This window comes from Aliivibrio sp. 1S128 (genome assembly GCF_001691065.1).
GTDB lineage: Bacteria > Pseudomonadota > Gammaproteobacteria > Enterobacterales > Vibrionaceae > Aliivibrio.
Map to the genome: position 1 here is coordinate 95,070 of NZ_MAJV01000069.1, position 18,772 is coordinate 113,841.

General features: G+C 35.9%; 16 protein-coding genes. 7 read left to right on the top strand and 9 right to left on the bottom strand.

Annotated features, from left to right (window positions below):
• Positions 1-51: 51 nt before the first annotated feature.
• Genes dndE through dndB form a run of 4 tightly spaced genes read right to left on the bottom strand, consistent with a single transcriptional unit; the run spans position 52 to position 5,470 of the window.
• Complete coding sequence (gene dndE / locus A6E03_RS09640) at positions 52-420, bottom strand: DNA sulfur modification protein DndE (RefSeq protein WP_065600743.1); 369 nt, start codon at positions 418-420, stop codon at positions 52-54.
• Positions 417-2,390, bottom strand: coding sequence for a DNA sulfur modification protein DndD (dndD, locus tag A6E03_RS09645; protein ID WP_065600744.1), 1,974 nt, complete (start codon positions 2,388-2,390; stop codon positions 417-419). The genes dndE and dndD overlap by 4 nt, the downstream gene beginning before the upstream one ends.
• Positions 2,390-4,354 (bottom strand): DNA phosphorothioation system sulfurtransferase DndC, encoded by a 1,965-nt coding sequence (dndC, locus tag A6E03_RS09650; RefSeq protein ID WP_065600745.1) that lies wholly within the window; start codon positions 4,352-4,354, stop codon positions 2,390-2,392. Before dndC ends, dndD begins: the two co-directional genes overlap by 1 nt.
• A 21-nt stretch (positions 4,355-4,375) precedes the next feature.
• The gene (gene dndB / locus A6E03_RS09655) at positions 4,376-5,470 is read right to left on the bottom strand and encodes a DNA sulfur modification protein DndB (protein ID WP_065600746.1); all 1,095 of its coding nucleotides are present in this window, start codon (positions 5,468-5,470) and stop codon (positions 4,376-4,378) included.
• Positions 5,471-5,590: 120 nt separating this feature from the next.
• On the opposite strand from dndB, the gene dndA reads away from it, so the two are divergent.
• Positions 5,591-6,715 carry a cysteine desulfurase DndA gene (gene dndA, locus A6E03_RS09660; RefSeq protein WP_065600747.1) on the top strand — a complete coding sequence of 375 codons (1,125 nt, stop codon included), beginning with the start codon at positions 5,591-5,593 and terminating at the stop codon, positions 6,713-6,715.
• Positions 6,716-6,720: 5 nt separating this feature from the next.
• A complete protein-coding gene (locus A6E03_RS09665; protein ID WP_065600748.1) occupies positions 6,721-7,521 on the top strand; it encodes a restriction endonuclease in 801 nt (266 codons plus the stop codon).
• Here A6E03_RS09665 and A6E03_RS09670 read toward each other — a convergent pair.
• Both A6E03_RS09670 and A6E03_RS09675 read right to left on the bottom strand, forming a co-directional pair.
• Positions 7,507-9,528: a DNA phosphorothioation-associated putative methyltransferase gene (locus A6E03_RS09670; RefSeq protein WP_065600749.1), complete on the bottom strand. Its 2,022-nt coding sequence runs from the start codon at positions 9,526-9,528 to the stop codon at positions 7,507-7,509. The two genes, A6E03_RS09665 and A6E03_RS09670, sit on opposite strands and share 15 nt — an antisense overlap.
• A 79-nt stretch (positions 9,529-9,607) precedes the next feature.
• Positions 9,608-10,651 carry an alpha/beta hydrolase gene (locus tag A6E03_RS09675; RefSeq protein ID WP_065600750.1) on the bottom strand — a complete coding sequence of 348 codons (1,044 nt, stop codon included), beginning with the start codon at positions 10,649-10,651 and terminating at the stop codon, positions 9,608-9,610.
• 565 nt (positions 10,652-11,216) lie between these two features.
• Here A6E03_RS09675 and A6E03_RS09680 point away from each other — a divergent pair.
• Positions 11,217-12,164, top strand: a complete 948-nt coding sequence (locus A6E03_RS09680; protein ID WP_065600751.1) for a hypothetical protein — start codon at positions 11,217-11,219, stop codon at positions 12,162-12,164.
• Positions 12,165-12,239: 75 nt separating this feature from the next.
• Here the strand turns inward: A6E03_RS09680 and A6E03_RS09685 are convergent, their stop codons facing one another.
• Positions 12,240-13,628, bottom strand: a complete 1,389-nt coding sequence (locus tag A6E03_RS09685; protein WP_065592411.1) for a DASS family sodium-coupled anion symporter — start codon at positions 13,626-13,628, stop codon at positions 12,240-12,242.
• Positions 13,629-14,275: 647 nt separating this feature from the next.
• Between A6E03_RS09685 and gbpA the strand changes: the two genes are divergently transcribed.
• Positions 14,276-15,751, top strand: a complete 1,476-nt coding sequence (gene gbpA, locus A6E03_RS09690; protein ID WP_065600752.1) for an N-acetylglucosamine-binding protein GbpA — start codon at positions 14,276-14,278, stop codon at positions 15,749-15,751.
• A gap of 573 nt (positions 15,752-16,324) precedes the next feature.
• Complete coding sequence (locus A6E03_RS09700; protein WP_065592414.1) at positions 16,325-16,816, top strand: M48 family metallopeptidase; 492 nt, start codon at positions 16,325-16,327, stop codon at positions 16,814-16,816.
• Between the two features lie 25 nt (positions 16,817-16,841).
• Here A6E03_RS09700 and A6E03_RS09705 read toward each other — a convergent pair whose 3' ends face one another.
• Positions 16,842-17,198, bottom strand: coding sequence for a YkgJ family cysteine cluster protein (locus A6E03_RS09705; RefSeq protein ID WP_255310625.1), 357 nt, complete (start codon positions 17,196-17,198; stop codon positions 16,842-16,844).
• A gap of 311 nt (positions 17,199-17,509) precedes the next feature.
• Here A6E03_RS09705 and A6E03_RS09710 point away from each other — a divergent pair, with 311 nt between their 5' ends.
• Positions 17,510-17,704: a hypothetical protein gene (locus tag A6E03_RS09710; protein ID WP_065592415.1), complete on the top strand. Its 195-nt coding sequence runs from the start codon at positions 17,510-17,512 to the stop codon at positions 17,702-17,704.
• Between the two features lie 91 nt (positions 17,705-17,795).
• Here the strand turns inward: A6E03_RS09710 and A6E03_RS09715 are convergent, their stop codons facing one another.
• Positions 17,796-18,182, bottom strand: coding sequence for a hypothetical protein (locus A6E03_RS09715; protein WP_065592416.1), 387 nt, complete (start codon positions 18,180-18,182; stop codon positions 17,796-17,798).
• Positions 18,183-18,513: 331 nt separating this feature from the next.
• On the opposite strand from A6E03_RS09715, the gene A6E03_RS09720 reads away from it, so the two are divergent.
• The gene (locus A6E03_RS09720; RefSeq protein WP_065592417.1) at positions 18,514-18,720 is read left to right on the top strand and encodes a DUF3283 family protein; all 207 of its coding nucleotides are present in this window, start codon (positions 18,514-18,516) and stop codon (positions 18,718-18,720) included.
• The last annotated feature ends 52 nt before the right edge of the window (positions 18,721-18,772 follow it).

The window sequence follows — 18,772 nt, forward strand, 5'->3', positions numbered from 1 at the left end:
TTATTATTCAAAGTACATACTTTTAAGGTATGTACTTTGTGGTTCAAAATATTATAGGGCTGATTTCATTAGGTTCTCTATGTTTTTAGTATTACTTGAAAGGTAAGAAATACCACGGTGAAGGTGAAGTTTAAAATGATAGTTAAGCTCACTTTTATCAAGTTTCCCATAGTCTTGATATATACGCTGCTTTAACATTGCCAAATATATATCTGAGAATTCACCACCAAACACCTTCCATGTCATTTCTATATTACTGTCAGTAACTATTTCCTCGTGAGGTGGAAGGCTTTCTTCTTTTAATGAAAGCATCAAAGCCCAACGACAAAGAACATTCCAGTTTTCAATTTTTGTATGTTTTTTGGCAGTGATTAACTGTCCTTTTGCTTTTTCTGATAAGCGGACGATTTCAATACTCATACTTCCTCCACAAAATAGCCAGGTTGAATTGTTGATGTTTTTAGCGATTCGTTATAGCTAATGTGATATTCCTTAGAAATATATGGTTTCAATTTTTTGTAATATTGACCAGTAATTTCTTCATCGGTAGATAATAATAATACTTGTCCAGCAGCTTGTGGAAAATAATCCTCTACTAATTTAGTTCTGTGCTTTCCATCTAAACGCCCCATAGGTGTATCAATGATTGTTGGGATCTCTTTACCTGATTCGTCGGCAAGTGCCCATAAGATCGCCACAGAAAGTAGCTGTCGTTCTCCTGCGGAAAGGCGCTTTGGCTCTAGTGGCTTATTATCACCATCTATTAATGTTAAATGGAATGTTTTAGGGTTAATTTCAATTCGTGCAATTAAATTGGATTTACGTTCTAGCTGTGTAAATTTACTTTTAATTTTTGATTCAAGTTTTGCAATGTTTTCATTGATTAAGTTGCTTTTAAAAGAATCAATAATTGCTTTCATTTCATCTAAATGTTCAGCAACTTGTTTATTTCTAAGTTGCTCAAAATTCTCTGCGCTTTGCTGTACAAGCGTGGCATCTAATCTGCCTTCAAGTTCATGTAACTGATTTTTACATTGATTTCTTTCTTCCATAGTTGCTTCTAATTGATGTGTTTTTTGCTCAATTAAAAGCTCTAACTTTTGTTTCTCTTTTATTTGGTCTTTAACTGAATCGTAATCAGGAATAGCTTCTAATTTTTTCTTTAATAACGCATTTTTTTCTATTAATTCAGATTTTTCTTCGATAAGTGTGCGGCATTCGATAGCTTCACTTTTTAGGGAGTTATAGGCAAAATCAAAAATGGCAGAATTGCTATTTAAATAGCATTCTGTTGTTGTGTTTTTTGATTCAGAATCACTCATTAATTTATCTAGTGTTACTTTTACTAATTCCACTGTTGAGTTATCACTAGTGGAACTGAGAGTCTCTAATAGAGCATTATTTTGTTCTATAATGTATTTTTTTGCATTTAGTTGTTCGATACTAGCTTGCTCTTTAAGAGTTTGTTGTTTTGTTTTTTCAAATAAATCTTTAGCTAGTAATAATGGTAGGGCACTACCTGCAGCTTTAATTAGACTGTTATTAGTAGCCTCAATCTTTAACTCAACTCCTTTTTCTTCTACTTGAATTTCACTAAGAGAATCTAGTAAATTTGCACCTGAGCTTTGTAATTCAAACTGCATATTATCGAGTTGATTAGATAAGTTATCGTGATCAGTCAGAATTATTTCTATTTCAGCTTCTTTCTCTTTGAAATTATTTTCAAGTATATCTCTTCGAGCAAGTAGTTCTTGTACTCGTTCATTTGCTTTATTGTCTAAGTTTTTTTCTTGTTTTCTTTGGCGCTGGTTATTGAGATCTTTTGACAATTGCGTAAATAGCTCTAATCCTAATAAGGCTTCAATGCCTGTTTGGATTAGTTGTGCTGAACGTGATGGATCGGCAAGATCTTCAATTTTTTCACCATCAAAGAAAAATAGTGAAGATAGGCTCTGCGGGATGAACTCAGATACAAAATCATCCCAGCTATCCGTTAATAAATTATCTTTAAGTCCATCAACATTAACTTGTATCGTGTCATTAATATCTCTATTTGAGCCCATAGACCAACTACGAATGATTTCGTAAGTATACTGTTTTGTTCCTGTTTTATGTCGAAATCTTAATGCAACAGAAGCGCTTTTATCAACGCTAGAGCGGTTTATAGCCTGTTTTAAATATTCACCATATGGAAGGCGTCCGCGGTTTGAGCACTTAGCATGCTTACCATACAGTGCAAGTTGCAAAGAATCCAAGAAGGTTGTTTTTCCTCCACCATTGAGACCACCAAATAAAATAATTGGTTTTTCATGATCTGTACTATCAAGGTCAATTTTATGTTCACCTTGATAAATACCAAAATTGTTCAGTGTTAGTTGTTCAAATATCATTATTTAGTCTCAATAACTTGGATTTGTGATTGATTAGTTAATTTACTGTTTCGTTGCTCTTTTGCTATAAACTCACTTTGCTTTTGGTCGAGTAGGGCAAAAGATAAATCAATTTGACATATATAGTATGCATATAATTTTTTTAAAGCAGTGACAATTTTTGTACCTATCTCCAGATCATTTTCAGATGTGAGATGTTTTTTATCAGCTAATTTTAAATTAAGTTCTTTGTATTTTTTTACTTTATTGAGTTCTTTTTTACCATCTAGAATTAATAGATTAGATGGTAGGTTTTGTAAAAACTCTTGTTCGTTACCTACATTATTTAATCGTGTAAGTTTTAGCTTATATTCATTTTTAACGCGCTCAAGAGCAAATCTTCTAGCATGATCAATACTAGAAAAAGCACCTTTATCGATCTCTGTTTCAAGTTCTTCAGCAATTTTAGATCGTCGTAATTGGTGTTTATATTTGTCTTCTATTGCTAATAAGCCTCGTAATTGCTGATATTTTAATTGATCGTAATCATTATAAGTTGAGCAATGTGCTTGTAATTTGGACAAAATATTATGATTAATTACTGGGCTATAAGCTCGTTTTGGTCCCTTATATTCACAATTAAAGACTTCTTTGTATATTTTAGGAACAAAGTCTTCGACTTCTTTTTTATCTTCAACCCATAATCGACGAATCTCTTCTAAGTCTTCGAGGGAAAGAAGTTCAAGATTTCGGACATCTTCAGGGCCAGTTTCTTGTACATAAGCTTGGGCCTCTAATACCTTTCTTAGCATATGCATACGGAATTTTTGTTGATAAGGACCACGAACAACATCTGCAGGTAAATTTTGGTATTTATGTTCGGTATTATCTTCATGTTGAGCTAAACGCTCATAAATATCTTCGCTATCTTCAATATTTGCAGACTCAGTGAACCCTTTCATACTGATGTGAACGGTTAAGCTGCCATTCATTCTTCTAAAATCACGATTGCTTTTATCTCTAGCAATCTTATTTTCTTTCTTCAGCTGATTTGGGTCATTAACATCAATCTCATTACGTAATTGTAAAAGAGGGAGCATCCACTCTTTCTCTTCATCATTGGCTATCATTGCTGCCATTGATTTGTCTTCCCCTACCATAGTACATACGTAACAGCCAAAGCGGCTATCACCACAACTAGGTGTAGATTTATCTACAACCAATGGACATTCGCCACCTTCAGTTGCTCCTTGGTACATACCTAGCAAGTCACTATTACGGTATCCCCATGGATTTTTTTCTTGTGTTAAATATGCCCAAACGTCATCGTTAGTCCAGTCTTCAACAGGGGTGTATACCCAGACACGATCTAATTGAGTATTAACATTTAGGCCGTCTTCTTTACGTGTATTATCAGCGCGCTGTTCTATGCTTTCCATATTGGCAGTACGAACAGTACTTTCATGCTTACGAGTGCCTAGAACAAGAATTGCTTCACCGTTACTTTTTACTACATTTTTGATGAATGTATTTGAAGGACTGATTTTCAATCTATCTGTACACCAGCGAAATTTGTAGCGAGGTGCAGGGTAACCTCGACCTATAAGATTGACCCAAAAGCGATCACTCACCTCTGGGACTAGGCGATGTGGTTTAATTGGTAAATTTTGTTGTAATACTGCGTTGTTCATTTGCTTTAATGATCTATCTACCCATAAAGCTACTACAGGATTTTCAACTAATGTATCTGTACTAATAACATGAACTATTTTATTTGCTTTACCTTCTTCTTGTAATTCAGCTATTGCTGTCCATACAAGCTGAAGGATTGCAGTGGAGTCTTTACCGCCACTGTAACCAAGAACCCAAGGAATATTATCTTTTTGGTATAATATTTTTGTTCTATCAATTAATTGTCGAATTGTTGCTTTAAAACCCAGTTCGTTAAATGCAGAGTAACGTGGTTCAATTGTATTTACAGTCATTCTAATTTGTTTCCTAAGAAGTTATTTACTCTGTTGTGAACGGATAAACTTTTGTTCTTCAGCTTGTTCTTTATCATTTAATGGTATGTCTAAATGCTGTTTGATCTTATTTGCTGTTAATTTAGTGGCTACTGATGAGTTTCTCATCGCACCATTTACAACGCAGCGTCCAGCCCAGTCTTTGGTGTTCGTTCGGGACCAATTAATATTTTTAAGTTTTTCTGTGCGCTTTTTCCAGTTCTTATCATTGGTTAATAGCCAATGTCCGACAATACCTAAAGCTTGAAATGTAACGGAATGTGCGTGTATTGACTCTTCTCTTACTTCGCCTCCAGATGCTTGCTCTTTATATACAAGAGTCCATGCTGGTATAGTTAGAACTAGGTGCTCCCAAAATTCACGAGCAATAGAAATTTGCTCCTGATAACTTTCTTCAGTTATTAGTTCAAATAGTTCATTATTTGCTTTATTGAGGGCACTATGACTAACTAGCTTTTTAGATCTAGTTCCTAAATTACTTTTCTCCATATGAATCAGCTTACTGAGAATAGGGCTTTGGAATACGATCTCTTTAGATAGCATTGCATCAGGACTATCGTCGTAAGTAATACTTAAAGAGCTGTCTGTTTTAACTGGATATAAATTGAGATCTTTAAATATTTTTTGTCTTTCTGGTAATGATTTATTTACAAAAAATACAACGGAGATGTTTTCATTACCTAAAGATGGATCTTCTTTTAATGCCTCTAAAATAGCAGCGTTTCGATGTTGACCATCTGTAATGTAAACTTCAGCGTCTTCATCGATCATTAGGGTCCCAATTTTTTGATGATGCCTTGAATCACCTATCGGTGTAAATTCACTTTCACCATCAATACATGCTGTTAATGCGGAGAAGACATAAGCATCACGATTGTTAAGAATATAATTTGTTATTTCAGGAATACGATCAGGGTTTAAAATTCGTTGTGCTCGTTCATTTACAGGTAATGCACTTTCATCAAAGGTAAAAACTTTACGTAGCCTTTTTAGTGGGCACATAACAGTGTAAAATTCAGTTTCAGCTTGAGTTCCCTTAATGGCTGGGAATGAAGTACCAGATGTGATTTTTTCCATAATATTCTTCATGATGCCATTTGTTTGTACGAAATAAAGTATTTGTTCTTACGAACAAGGGCGGTACTATACGTTAATAATTTTCTTATGTCTCGTATTTTCCATGTAAAGGAGCGTTAAGTGACGATTTATTTAGATAATAATGCAACAACTAAAGTTGCATTGTCAGTAGCAGATATTATTCAAAAGTATTTGCTAGAAGAGTATGGAAATTCAGGTAGTCGTACTCATGAATTTGGGGTGAAGGCGAAACAAGCTGTAGAACTGGCAAGGCAGCAGGTAGCGGATGTTATTGATGTAAACAAAAGTGATGTTATTTTTACTAGTGGAGCAACGGAAAGTAACAATATTGCTATTTTAGGATTGAAAGAGTTTTCTGAAACAAGTAATAAGAAGCATATTATTACGACTGAAATCGAACATAAAGCGGTGTTAGAACCGTGTCAGGAATTAGAAAAATACGGTTTTGATGTTACATATTTAAAGACAGATCAGACTGGATTGATTTCAAAAGAATCTCTATCTGAGGCTTTAAGAGAAGATACTGTTTTAGTCAGTATCATGCATGTAAATAATGAAACGGGCTCATTGCAAGATATATCTGGATTTTGTGATATTTTAAAAGATCATGATTGTTATTTTCATGTTGATGCAGCACAAAGCTTCGGAAAGTATAACGATGATTTAAAGAATAGTCGTATTGATATGCTTAGTGCGAGCTCGCATAAATGCTATGGTCCTAAGGGTATTGGAGCTCTAATTCTTCGCCGTCGCGGATTTAAAAAAGTGCCTTTAAAGCCATTAATGTTTGGTGGTGGACAGGAGAAAGGGTTAAGACCGGGAACATTACCCGTTGCTTTTATCGCTGGGTTTGGAGAAGCTTGTCGGTTAGCGTCGATTCATGCAAAAGAATGGGCGATACATTGTCAAGAGCTGAAGTCAGAAGTAATGCAAGAGTTATCCCATATTAATGCGATAATTAATGGTGAAAATACAGTTCCACATGTAATAAATTTTTCAATTCCTAATCTAAATTCAGAAACAGCTTTGGTGGTATTAAAGGGATTGATAGCGGTCTCTAATGGCTCTGCTTGTACTTCTTCTAGTTATACTCCTAGCCATGTACTTACTTCTATGGGATTAGATGAAGATCGTATTGATAATGCGATCCGTATGTCTTGGTCTTACGACACAAAAGAGATACCATTAGTTCAAGTTATTGAGAAGATTAAACAATTTTTGTGAGCAGTATGAAAATTTATGAAGCAGCGATAGAAGCGTTAAATAGTCTAAATCGTCCTTTGAATGTTGACGATATTTATAAAAAAATAATTAAAGAAAATTGGTATGTATTTGGTTCAAAGACACCATTAGCTGCTTTGAGAGTGACAATGGATCGCCACTGTTCTAATAAAAGTATTTCGTCTATGCATAAGGATCGTTATTTTTATAAACATACTGATGGTACTTATGAATTACTGGAAGACTATCGTGCGAATGATGAATTTAAAATAAAAGAACCAAGCCCAGATTCAATTAATGCAGATTCTTGTATCGCTCAAATTCAAGAACTGGCTATACAGCAAAAAGAAAAGTCAAAAGCAGAGATCTTATCTTATTTAAGAGATCTTCCTCCTCAAAGGTTTGAAGAGTTTAGTGAGCATTTTCTAACTCGTTACGGCTTTACAAAAATGAAAGTTACATCATCAAGTCGAGATGGTGGTATTGATGTAAAAGGTGCTTTAAAAATAGGTATTGCTGAAATGGGGGTTGCTGCACAATGTAAGCGTTATGCAGCCCACAATAAGGTTGGTCGTCCCGATGTTTCACAATTTCGTGGTGATATTACGGGAGAGTTTGAGCAAGGAATTTTTATAACCACTAGTAGTTTTACTAAAGAGGCTCTCGATATTTCATTTAAACCTGGCTGCGTACCTGTTATTTTAATTGATGGCGAGCAACTTGCTGAGATTATGATAGAGAAAGGTATCGGTATTCAAAAACAGCAAGTTGAATTATATGATTTTGATGCTGATTTAATTTTTGAATAATCGATACCCTTGAATATGTTTTTCTTCTTCATTTAACCGCTCCTCCAACTCAAATCTATGCAGTATGATTTCTTTTTGATAATCATACTGCATTAATTTTGCCAGTCTCTTATCAAGGCTCAATTGCTTTTCGTAGTTCTCTGCATTTTTACTCATATATAGGTGCTTATTGAGTAACGGTGGTCTTCGCTTTTCTTCTACATAATCAAAAAAGTCGATATCTTGATCTGCCATCTTTATTTTGATGCGTTCTACTAAAAATGGAACTGAGTTATTGAAGTCATCATAGTTAGTTAGCGTAACTTTGCCTGAGGTAATGTGTACTTTAACTAAGTCTATCTCTTCACCAAGCTCACCATACATCTGTAATGCAGCACCAATATAGGTACGTAATAAAATAGGTAAATCATTAATGTACGTTTTGTGCAAAATAAGCGAATGGCCATGGTTAAGTAAAGAGGCCGAAAGGCTAGCATGTGCTTTATCACACTGGGTTTCAATAAGGCCAGTATCTGAAATGGCAAACAGAAGTTCAGTAGCTAAACCTTGTGCGGTGTTATAATCACCAAAGAGGGCTTTAATATCTCGCTTTAGGGCTTCTGGTTGTTGTGTGTATGGTTTTCTTTTTTCAAAAAGGCTCATAGCAAAGTAAAGTAATAAATCTTCTTTTCGGTTCTTCTCCGCTTGTTTAAATTCATGGGTATCAAATAGCTCTTCAAGTAATCCAAATACCTTTTTATGTGATCCAATAAGTTCTCGTATTTTCTGTGATTCATCAAATTCGTCATTAGCAGGTATACGCCCAAGTTCTAAGCTACAACGCCAGAATGCATCAAATAACCCTTGGTGTTGGGTTATTAATAGTTTGGCTTTATCTTTTGCCTCAATTGGCTGAGGTGACGTTAATTGCTGCCATTGATGGTTACGTTTAAATTTTTTCTGTAGGTATTCTTGCTCTTCTATTTTGTCTTTAAAAATATAAAAAATACCTGGAGCGATAGGGATCGCTTCTTCTTGTATACACCTCTCTATGTAGTTTTTGATTTCTGATTGGGCGTAATATTTTTGAAACGTATTTCGAGAGGTGATTACCCCATCTTTGTAAGGAGTAAATTGGGCGATATAATTATCGTTCGCTAGCATGACAGACACAATCATAAACTTATGAGTGAGCTCCCATGCATTTAAAAGAGCATCTAAACGCTCATCTTGGTCTTCTATAACGTTAAGTACAAAACCGAGGTTAACAATGTCTGAATTTACTTTTTCATTGTCTGGCTGAAAATTTGGGTCCCAACCCATAGCGTCTAATCCGTGAGCTTCTAGCTCTCGTAAATCATCGCCTCGACCACAACCGTAATCAAAAATAGAATAATTTCCTTCTAAGTATCCATGCTTAACTAAGGTTTTCATTGGTGCAGAAAGATCATGACGAACAATGGCGGTTTTATGTCTATCTATTCCTGCAGACGGTTCTAGTGGCTGAAAGGTTGAACTTCTAAATAAACGCCCATCAACAAGGTCATAGCCTTTCTGGTTAATAAGGTTTTCCCATGAACGCTTAAAGCCAATTATTCTGGTATTTTCGTATAGTCCTGCTACTTCTCCTTCAGCTGTAATGGCTTTGAATTCTTCAACATAAGGTGAGTCTGGAAGGATCATGGTTTCTTTGCGGTGTAGAATTGGTGGGTTTTCTGATTGCGTATAATCGGTAATCTTATGGGTAAGTTTACTTAAATCAACATTTACACTTTGCTTTAGTGGTGGATACGCATCTTGATAGAAATCAGGATAGCTTAGTAATGATAAGCGGAAGTCTTTTTTAAAGAGTTTGACTAGATGCCAGTGCTCATCTTCAATATTTAATGCTGTTGCTACCGCTGGAATAAATTGTGATAAAGGATCTGGTAGCTCTGACAATGTATCTTTGTGTAGATAAATAGCATCAGGTAGATGCTTTCCTATTTTTATCTGCTTTATGAGAGTTTGAAATATGGTCTGATCCATGAGTGAGTCCATTCAATATTGATAATCAAATAATAGCAAGCTTTTCATTTTTAATGAAATAATCACTTATATACATTTATCAATCCCACTGTTTTCCTCTGTTTTTTACAATCCCAATCGTTACTGGCTTTTTCACTTTTAAATACAACTGTCCTTCTGTTTTTTCTCTTGTTGGAATTGCGAATCTATCAATATCTCCCATTAACGTGAGTGCTAAATCTTCAGCGAAATGTTTACAGTAAAAATGCCATGAGTGCGTCCAATTACCTATATTCTCAGGTGATGGCTCAATCAGAGACAGCCAATGATCACCACAATGCACATTAACGACATTGTTTGGTGCATTATCAGGAATACCTGTGCGTCCACAGCGTGAAAATACCCCCGAACGTTTTAAGTTTGATGTTTTTAAAGCGGTATCGTAAGGGTTTTGGTAGTTAGTTATGCGAGTTGATTGCTCAAACAACGGTTTTGATTTGCTGTCATCTTTTTGAAATGACTTTTGTGCTATATCTCCACCGATAAAGCACACTTGACTAACGTTCCAATGAATTCGCTGCAAGGTCCGATTTTTACTGGCTTGATAAAATGCTTCTCTAATCACATAGGCCCCTGTTGAATGCCCAAGGAGATGCACATTAATGTCACATTGGTTTTGATGTTCATTCAGCTGGTTAATTGCCAATGGGACAATGCCAGACGTAACCAGTTGCAATGCACTTTGGTAGACATCAATTTGGTTCTCTAAATAATGTAGAGTGTAAGACGAACAAGGCCAATCAACGCTAACAAGCGTTCCTATAAATCCTTGCTCTTTAAGGTTCTTATCCAATAGTTTATGTCGTTGTATTACTTCTTCTTGGCTATTGTTGTAACCGTGAACAAAGAAAAGAATATTCCCCGTTTTAAAGTGAGCCAATGCATGGTGGGTAGAGTGATGCCCAGTAGTCGCTGTTGCTGTTAGGTCAGAAATCCATTTTTCTTGATCTATATTATGGATAGAGTTATCGGCGTGTGTCGCCTCATCAGGCAAAATAAGGTAATCCGCATAGCTTGCTTTCTGCATGTATAGAGCTTGCGATGGTGTTTGTTTTAATTGACGTGTACTTAATATGAATATCATTTAACACTCTCGTTACACCGATTTAATAAGCCTACAGAATAGAAGGTTTCAGGTAGATAAATAGTCTCAGAGTAAGAAGTTGTGAAGAGGGGGTTAATAGCGATGAAAGAAGGTGCAATATTGTCTCTATTTTAAGAGGGAAATATCGAATTTCCTTTAATTGCGTTTTATATCAATAGTTTAAAGGGTTTAAAAATTGTGATGTATGACAGTATCCTTGTGAGGAATTGATGCTAATTATTTTTTTATACAGCATAATGACAATCAAAAAAAAGTATAGGGTGTATTCTCTACTAATAAAAAACCAAAAATAAGTAGAGTATATTAGTCTCTGGTCTAGGCGCAAACGGCTTAATCAACATAGGGTAATGAGATGTTTTTCAGTGGTTCTCAGAGTTCATTCATGGTATTTATGGAATTTTTAATCGTAGGGTTAGCGATTGTGTTAATTCCTATGGCAATACACACACTTCGTATTTTGAGAGAAAAAGAGTAATAACACCTTTTCTTTCTTAATATTATTTATTGGGTAAAATAGGGTTTTATTTCTTAGTTCGGAAACCCTATGGCCCACTACTCTCTTATTGATATTCCTTTTAACCTCAGACATACCTGTTGGTTCTGTGGTGAGCCTTCATTCGATCTTCTTTCTTTTCCAAAATCATCCCATCAAATCGCACAAATATCGCATCAACCAATAGAGCTACCTGCGTGTAAAGAGTGTTTATCCTTACCTACCGGTGGAGTGGTTGAATCTATTTGGTCATTTCGAGATAACATTAAACACGCGTTAATGAATAAGTACGCTAAACATTTAGGTATAGGATTACAGTGGACAAAAGAAGAGTTAGAAGACTCTGAATTTGACGGTGCTATTCTTGAAGGTTTTGGTAAAAGTGCATGGCCAATGTATGAAATCGCGAAAGAACGGGTTGAATATATGGGATGGGATATTACCGTCGATGGTGAACCATTAGATGGATATGATGAAAGTTATGGGTATGAATTTCACGGTGTTCGTTATTTAAGTATTCAAGCGTGTATTGAATATCATGTAAAAGCGTTGTCTCTTGATCTTGTTTTGTTTGAAACGTTGATTGAAATAGTCGGCTCTGAGCGTTTTGCTTATGCCTTACGTATTGCAGAGTTAAATAGAAATATTTCGAGCAGAGATCGTAATTCCATTATTAATGAAGTGTTGGAACAAGAACAAGATAAGAATGATATTGCAGAGTTAGAATTATCGAACCAAAACCAACAAACATTGCCTTTGGTTCCTGTATCAATTGATGGGATTGTCGTTCAGCCTGAAGCGATTGAATGGGCGATTAAAAATCAATGCATTAGCTTAGGCTTATTAGTTGAACAAGAAGACGCATTTTTTGATGAGTTTGAGCATTTAGGTGGGCCAAGGGCTTTTGCTTTATTTGATGGTCTGCAATCTTATTTGAATGCGAGATCGATAAGCCAATGGGGAAAAGAAAATGATCCGAATGATGAATTTTGGCGTTAATTGGTAAGTACTTATTTTCCATAAAAATATGGCCTCTGTTTTAACTGAGGCCATAGTTATTTTTAAGGTAAGTGATTACGCCCAGAAGATAGAAGCGAACGCGGTTAAAATAACGATACAAACAAGGTTTAGATAAATACCAACGCGCATCATCTCTGATTGTTTAATATGACCAGACCCGAATACAATCGCATTTGGTGGTGTCGCAACAGGTAGCATAAAGGCACAAGAGGCAGAGATAGCTATCATGGCTGAAAGTACCACAGGGGAGATCCCAAGTACTTCGGCAACGCTGGCAAACACAGGAATAAGCAGCGCAGCACTGGCGGTATTACTGGCAAATTCGGTTAAGAACACCACAAACGCGGCAACGGTAAGTATGGTAAATAAAATACCGGCTTGAGATAAAATATCACTCAGGCTATGTGCTAAAAAGCTGCTTGTTCCTGTTGCTTTTAAGATGTTACTTAAACAAATACCACCCCCAAATAACAGCAAAACACCCCAATCTGTGGTTTTTTCTACGTCTTTCCAGTGTACTACTCGAGAGAAGCCAAGTAAGACAATCGCCATTAGTGCAACTAAGGTGTCGAATTTTGAGAACCCACCTAACATCGCATTAATAGGCTTACTAAAAATCCATAAAGTAACAGTAAGAGCAAAGATCATAAGAGTGACGATTTTACCTTTATCCCACGTTACTGGTTCATGGTTTAATTCAAAGACTTCATTTAGATTTGGTTTTAGCATCACATACAGCAAAGCGACAGTGACTGGTAATAAGATAAGTGTGACAGGAACACCAAAAGCCATCCATTCAGTAAAGCTTAAACCCACTTCGGCAGCGGCAATCGCATTCGGTGGGCTACCTACGATAGTTGATATGCCACCAATACTCGCACAATAGGCGATACCTAAAAGTACAAATACGTAAGTGTTATGACCTGTTTTTGAATTTACTTTACTTAGTACACCCAAAACCAGTGGCAACATCATTGCTGTGGTCGCGGTGTTGCTTATCCACATTGATAAACCGGCGGTGACACCAAAAAGCATATAAACCGCAGTACTCATTTTTCCTTTTGCTAAGACTAATACTTTATCCGCAATGACTTTATCCAGTTCTTGTCGGTGCAGTGCAGCCGCAAGAGCAAAGCCTCCTAAAAATAAGAAGATGATTGGATTAGAAAAATTACTTAGGGCTTTTGTAGTGTCAAAGATCCCAAAAGCAACCGCCAATAAAGGGACGAGTAATGCAGTAATACTGACGTGTAGTGCTTCGGTTAACCATAAAATAGCGACAAAAACTAAAATACTTAAACCAAGAACAACCTCTCTCTCAAAAGGTAAGAAGTGATATAGAAGAGCGAAAAGAATAATATCAAAAAGGATGATAAGACTATTTTTATTTAAAAACCATTCCTTGGTATTTGTGGGTAAAGGCAGATGTTCGTTTTTGTGCATGATGAGCTCCATTCTAACGATGAATTGTTTCTGATGAGCAAGATTTATTGTTGGATAACAGCGTCTTGTTCGATAGTTATTGATTAACTTTTCCACTATTGTCACAGAAAATTAACCTTGGTAAATAAAAGGTTATGAGCTTTGTCGTTTCGATCGTTTCTGTAATGTCATAAATATGCTTTGCTTCACCATTTAAACAGAAAATTGTCGGTAATTGTTATGATTATGTTATCTGAATTTTCATTGATAATATCAAGCTATTTGGTTTGGTTCTTACTATTGGGTATTGATATTTATGTAATTTTTGTGGGTTTTTTTTCTGATTATTTCTATGTCATTCATTTGTTACGTGAATGGTTGTTGTTTTGTTTATTCTATGTTCTTTGATTTTGTTCTTTATTTACAAATGGTTAGCTTATTTTGTTTTGTGATTTGACTTCCATTTTACATTAATGTTAGTCGTGTTTTTTTGTGCTTTCGACTACATTCCTTCACCCACGCAATAGGCTTGTTAATTTATATAACAAACACGAAGACGTTCTTTACTGTTCTTTTTAGGGCAGGTAGATATCGCTTTAGTTCGCTGTGAATACAAGTCAATTAGCGGTGTGATATGAACAATATAATTATAATATCAAGGAATAATAATGAACAAATGCTCAAGAAAAACGTTATTAGCATTATCGTTAATCGCTGTTAGCTCTGGTGTTTCTGCCCATGGTTATGTTTCTCAAACCAATGGCGGTATTGCTGGCTCTCGTGCTGCGCTATGTAAATTTCCAACGTCTGATACACAAGAAAAAAATACAAACTGTGGTTCAGTACAGTGGGAACCTCAAAGCGTTGAAGGCCCTGAAGGATTTCCTGAAAAAGGCCCCGCAGATGGTCAAATTGCAGGGGCAGGTTTAGTTCAATTTTCTGAGTTAAATGAACAAACAGCAGATCGTTGGGTTAAGCGTCCAATTGCAGCAGGGCAACAAACGTTTGAATGGACATTTACCGCTAACCACGTAACAAAAACGTGGAAGTACTACATGACAAAACAGAACTGGAATCAAAATTCAGTATTAACGCGTGACTCTTTTGATTTGACGCCGTTCTGTGAACTTGATTACAACATGGCAAAGCCGCCGCTATATCCACAAACATTTTCTCATGCGTGTGTCGTCCCTGAGCGTGAAGGTTATCAAGTAATTCTTGCGGTTTGGGATGTGGGTGACACTGCGGCAGCATTCTACAACGTGATTGATGTTAAATTTAACGGTGATGGTGGAGTGGTTGACCCTACCTGGACTCAAGGGGGGCAAATTAACCCTACTCGTGATCTTAATGTGGGTGATAGCGTCTTTACTCGTGTATTTGATGCATCGGGTGAAAACAACCGTTTATCGACTAGCATAACGATTGAAAATGCAACTCAAGGCCAAGCAAATAATTGGACGCATGCATTAGCAACTAAAATCAATCAAGAGCAATCAAATATTGGCGCTGGTAAATTGAATGATAAAGGCGACTTTGTCCCTGCATTTGGTTCAAATCCAGTGTATTTAAAAGCAGGCAGTGGCTTAAAGAGTGTTGAAATTGGTTACCAAATTGAAACGCCAGAACCAACGTATGAGCTAGATTTACAAGGCCTAGAACCTATGTATATGGTTGGTGAATCTGCAACTGAATTAGACCTTACGTTATATGCCGTAGGTAATATGAACGTTGAACTGACTGTCTACAACCATGCAAAAGAAGCACTATCTAATGCGGTTGTGGAATTAAACGATGGCGAAACTAAATCAGTATTAATGACATTGTCTAAATCAGAAGAAGGCCATCACATGCTTGTATCTCGTATCAAAAACACTGATGGTGAGTTAATTGAGCAAACAATGTCTGATTTCCATTTAATGGAAGATCAAACACCGCCACCCGCAGGTGATTATGATTTTGTATTTCCAGAAAATGTGAAAAATTATACGGCAGGTACTAAAGTGCTGGCTGAGGATGGGTCTGTTTACCAGTGTAAAGAATTTCCATATTCTGGTTACTGTGTTCAGTGGACAGAAACAGCAACTAACTTTGCACCAGGTGTTGGTTCTGATTGGTCAATGGCTTGGGATAAAGTGAAGTAATTATTTACCGTTAAAATAATGCTCAAGCCGACTTATTTAATGAGTCGGCTTGATTTTTAAGAATAATTAAATTTAAAGAATGTTATTTCTGAATGCATATATTCATTCTCCTTTTCTAATTCCTCAATAACGGCTCGTATGGAACGTTCTTACTGAAGAACGCGCTATGGAGCTTGCATCACTTTACTCTAATTAACCGATGTTCTACGTTATTAAGTATTAGCACTATGATTTGTGACCGTCTCATGGCGTCTACTTTTTCTATCATCTCTGTGCTGTATTGTCTTTTCACCATCCATTGCATTGGGGTTTGAAAATTATCTTCATTGATAACAAATGACTCGTCATTGAGCGTACCTTCGTGGATGTTTATAATCCAAATTCGAGATTGAAACTCAAGGACTTCGCTCATAGATGTTGTGATCTGACTAATAGTACGGGAGATAAAATGACGAAAACTCATGAGGTCTCTTTTAATTGGTTAAGGATAGAAAACGATAGGGGTAGGGTAGCGATAAAGAAAGTAGGGTACAATAGTACATTATTAGTAAAATGAGATCATGAGTATAAAGCATGACTAAATTGCGATATTTAAAAGGGTACCCTGAACATATTTTGGCTCAAGTTGAACCGATGATAGCCAATGGTAAGTTAGCTGAGTGGGTGAAAAATAAATACCCAACGATGCATGATATTACGTCAGAAAAGGCGTTGTTTGATTATACTCAAGCATTGAAGAATAAATACATTAAAAAGTCTTCGCCATTAAGTAAAGTGGTGTATGACCCTAAAATTCATATTGTGAATAACGCGTTAGGCTTGCACACATTTGTTTCTCGCATTCATGGCAATAAGCTAAAAGCAAAAAATGAAATACGTATTTCGAGTGTGTTTCGTAAAGCGCCAGAACCGTTATTAAAAATGTTAGTGGTTCATGAATTAGCGCACATCAAAGAGAAAGATCATAACAAGGCATTTTATGCGTTGTGTTGCCACATGGAACCTGATTACCATCAATTAGAATTTGATGCGCGTTTATATTTAACGTATTTAGAAACCGTGTAGATTTTTTACTTAAAGGTCGGGGTGTCTATTTATCGATGCCCTGTACTTTTCGTTCTTCTTCACATTCATAAGAAGCCATTTCAAATTCACGGCAGATCCATGGACGGTTTTCATAAATCGTACACATTAGAGTGTCGCGATCAACAGCAGCACACCAACCATCATCTAGACGTAACATAACCTCCCCTCCCCAATCATCATGATCAATATACTCTTCTGGTACCCCAGTGTCGGTAATTATCATCACTTCTAATTTACAGCAGCAAGCTTGGCAATTCTCGCAAGTAATGCCAGAAGCGGTATTGAGTGATGCCGTAGTGAGTAGCGATTCTGTTGAAGGTGACTCGGTAAGAACCGTAATGTCGATAGCGTTGATGGTCATAGTTATCATTATTTTTATCAATGTAGAAACTAGGGTAACTCACCTGAGTAAATATCACGAATAATAAAAAATAAATTTTAATGAAAAAGCAAAGTATAGAGAATGGGTGCGACTAAATAAGTGATATAGCGCAGATACTTTTCTTGCGGGTAGAACCTTAAATGTAGTCCAACTGATACTATTAAAGATAGTGTTTTTGGGAAAAATAATCACAAATATAGCTTCGATCACATTATGAAAGAAATAGATTTAACAAGTGCAATCGGCTTTGCTAAATATACATCTGAAGGGTATGGATTTAGGAGGTTATTATGTCTATAAATTCTATTGATCACGGTGAAATCACCGATATGAAAGGCAAGTATGAAATTGCTGATGAAATGGTAACAAATATTACAGAGTGTCAGAAAAAAGTAGCAGCACGTCGTCGTATTGAAGCAATGCGAGAAATTAGAGAAAGTGGTCTTACGCTAGAAGAAGCGAAAGACTTAGGCCTTATCCATTAATTTTTGAGTTCTACATTCATACCTTCAACGCTTTATTATCAATGCGCCTACTTCGGCGCATTTTTGTTGCTTTTAATTGTAAGTTTGGTTCTTAACATCCACTGTTTTCTATGACATAACTTGCTGTGAGTGTGGATTCATTGGCTTGAGTATAATGGAAGTAACATTTCGTATTTTTAAGTGTTTTCGGAGAGTCAGAAAAACCGATATAAACGCTATTGTTATCTACTGATGTTAGTAAGCTATCTTGTGGATTAACAAGTCTAATTACAGAGTCGGTATCAAAGTCTGAAGCGACTGATGAGGCATCATTAAGTGTTTGTGTGTGGGTAACAAAGGTTTCAATGCCTTCTAATACTCTCAATTTAGATTGATGCTCTATGTTTGATAAAAAAGGCTTTGCCGCGATACAAACTGGAATTAATACCGTGAAGACGATGATAAGGTTTTTAACCGTAGATTTTCTGTTACTTTTCATTTTAGTTACTTAAATTAGCAAGATTTTGATATTGAGTGACTCTCGTTATATTGAGATAGTCATTTAACACCAACGTATCTAGACGATGATAATGCTTTAGTTTAGCTATTATCGATAAATGAGAGAGAGATAGTACCTCATTAATTGATAGAACTAATGTTAACAGGTGCTTTATTGTTGAGAATTTTGGTTATATTTTAAACCTGAACGTTATGCCGTTGGTATTTCTATTGATGAAGGAAAATTGTTTTTCTTTGTGAATACGTTTTTGACTAGAAAATTTAACGACGAAGCATTAAACTTTATTCGTGATTAATTAAATGAGCTTGCTATGAAAAACTTGTCCTTATTGCCTCCTAAAGAAAAAAATGAAATAGAGCTAGATAAACAAGCGGCGTTCTTTGTTTGGAAGGTTAAGAATGCAAAAGCAGGCCCAGACCTTTGGAAAACAGAGGAAAATAAGTTAGAAGATGAGGCTGAACGTTTCTTTTTTCAGCAATCAATTGAAAAATATAAGTCAAAAATGGGTGTAGCGTAAGGTTCCTTGATCTTTACTAGCGTATAACCACTGTAATTTGGTAGAATCTGCC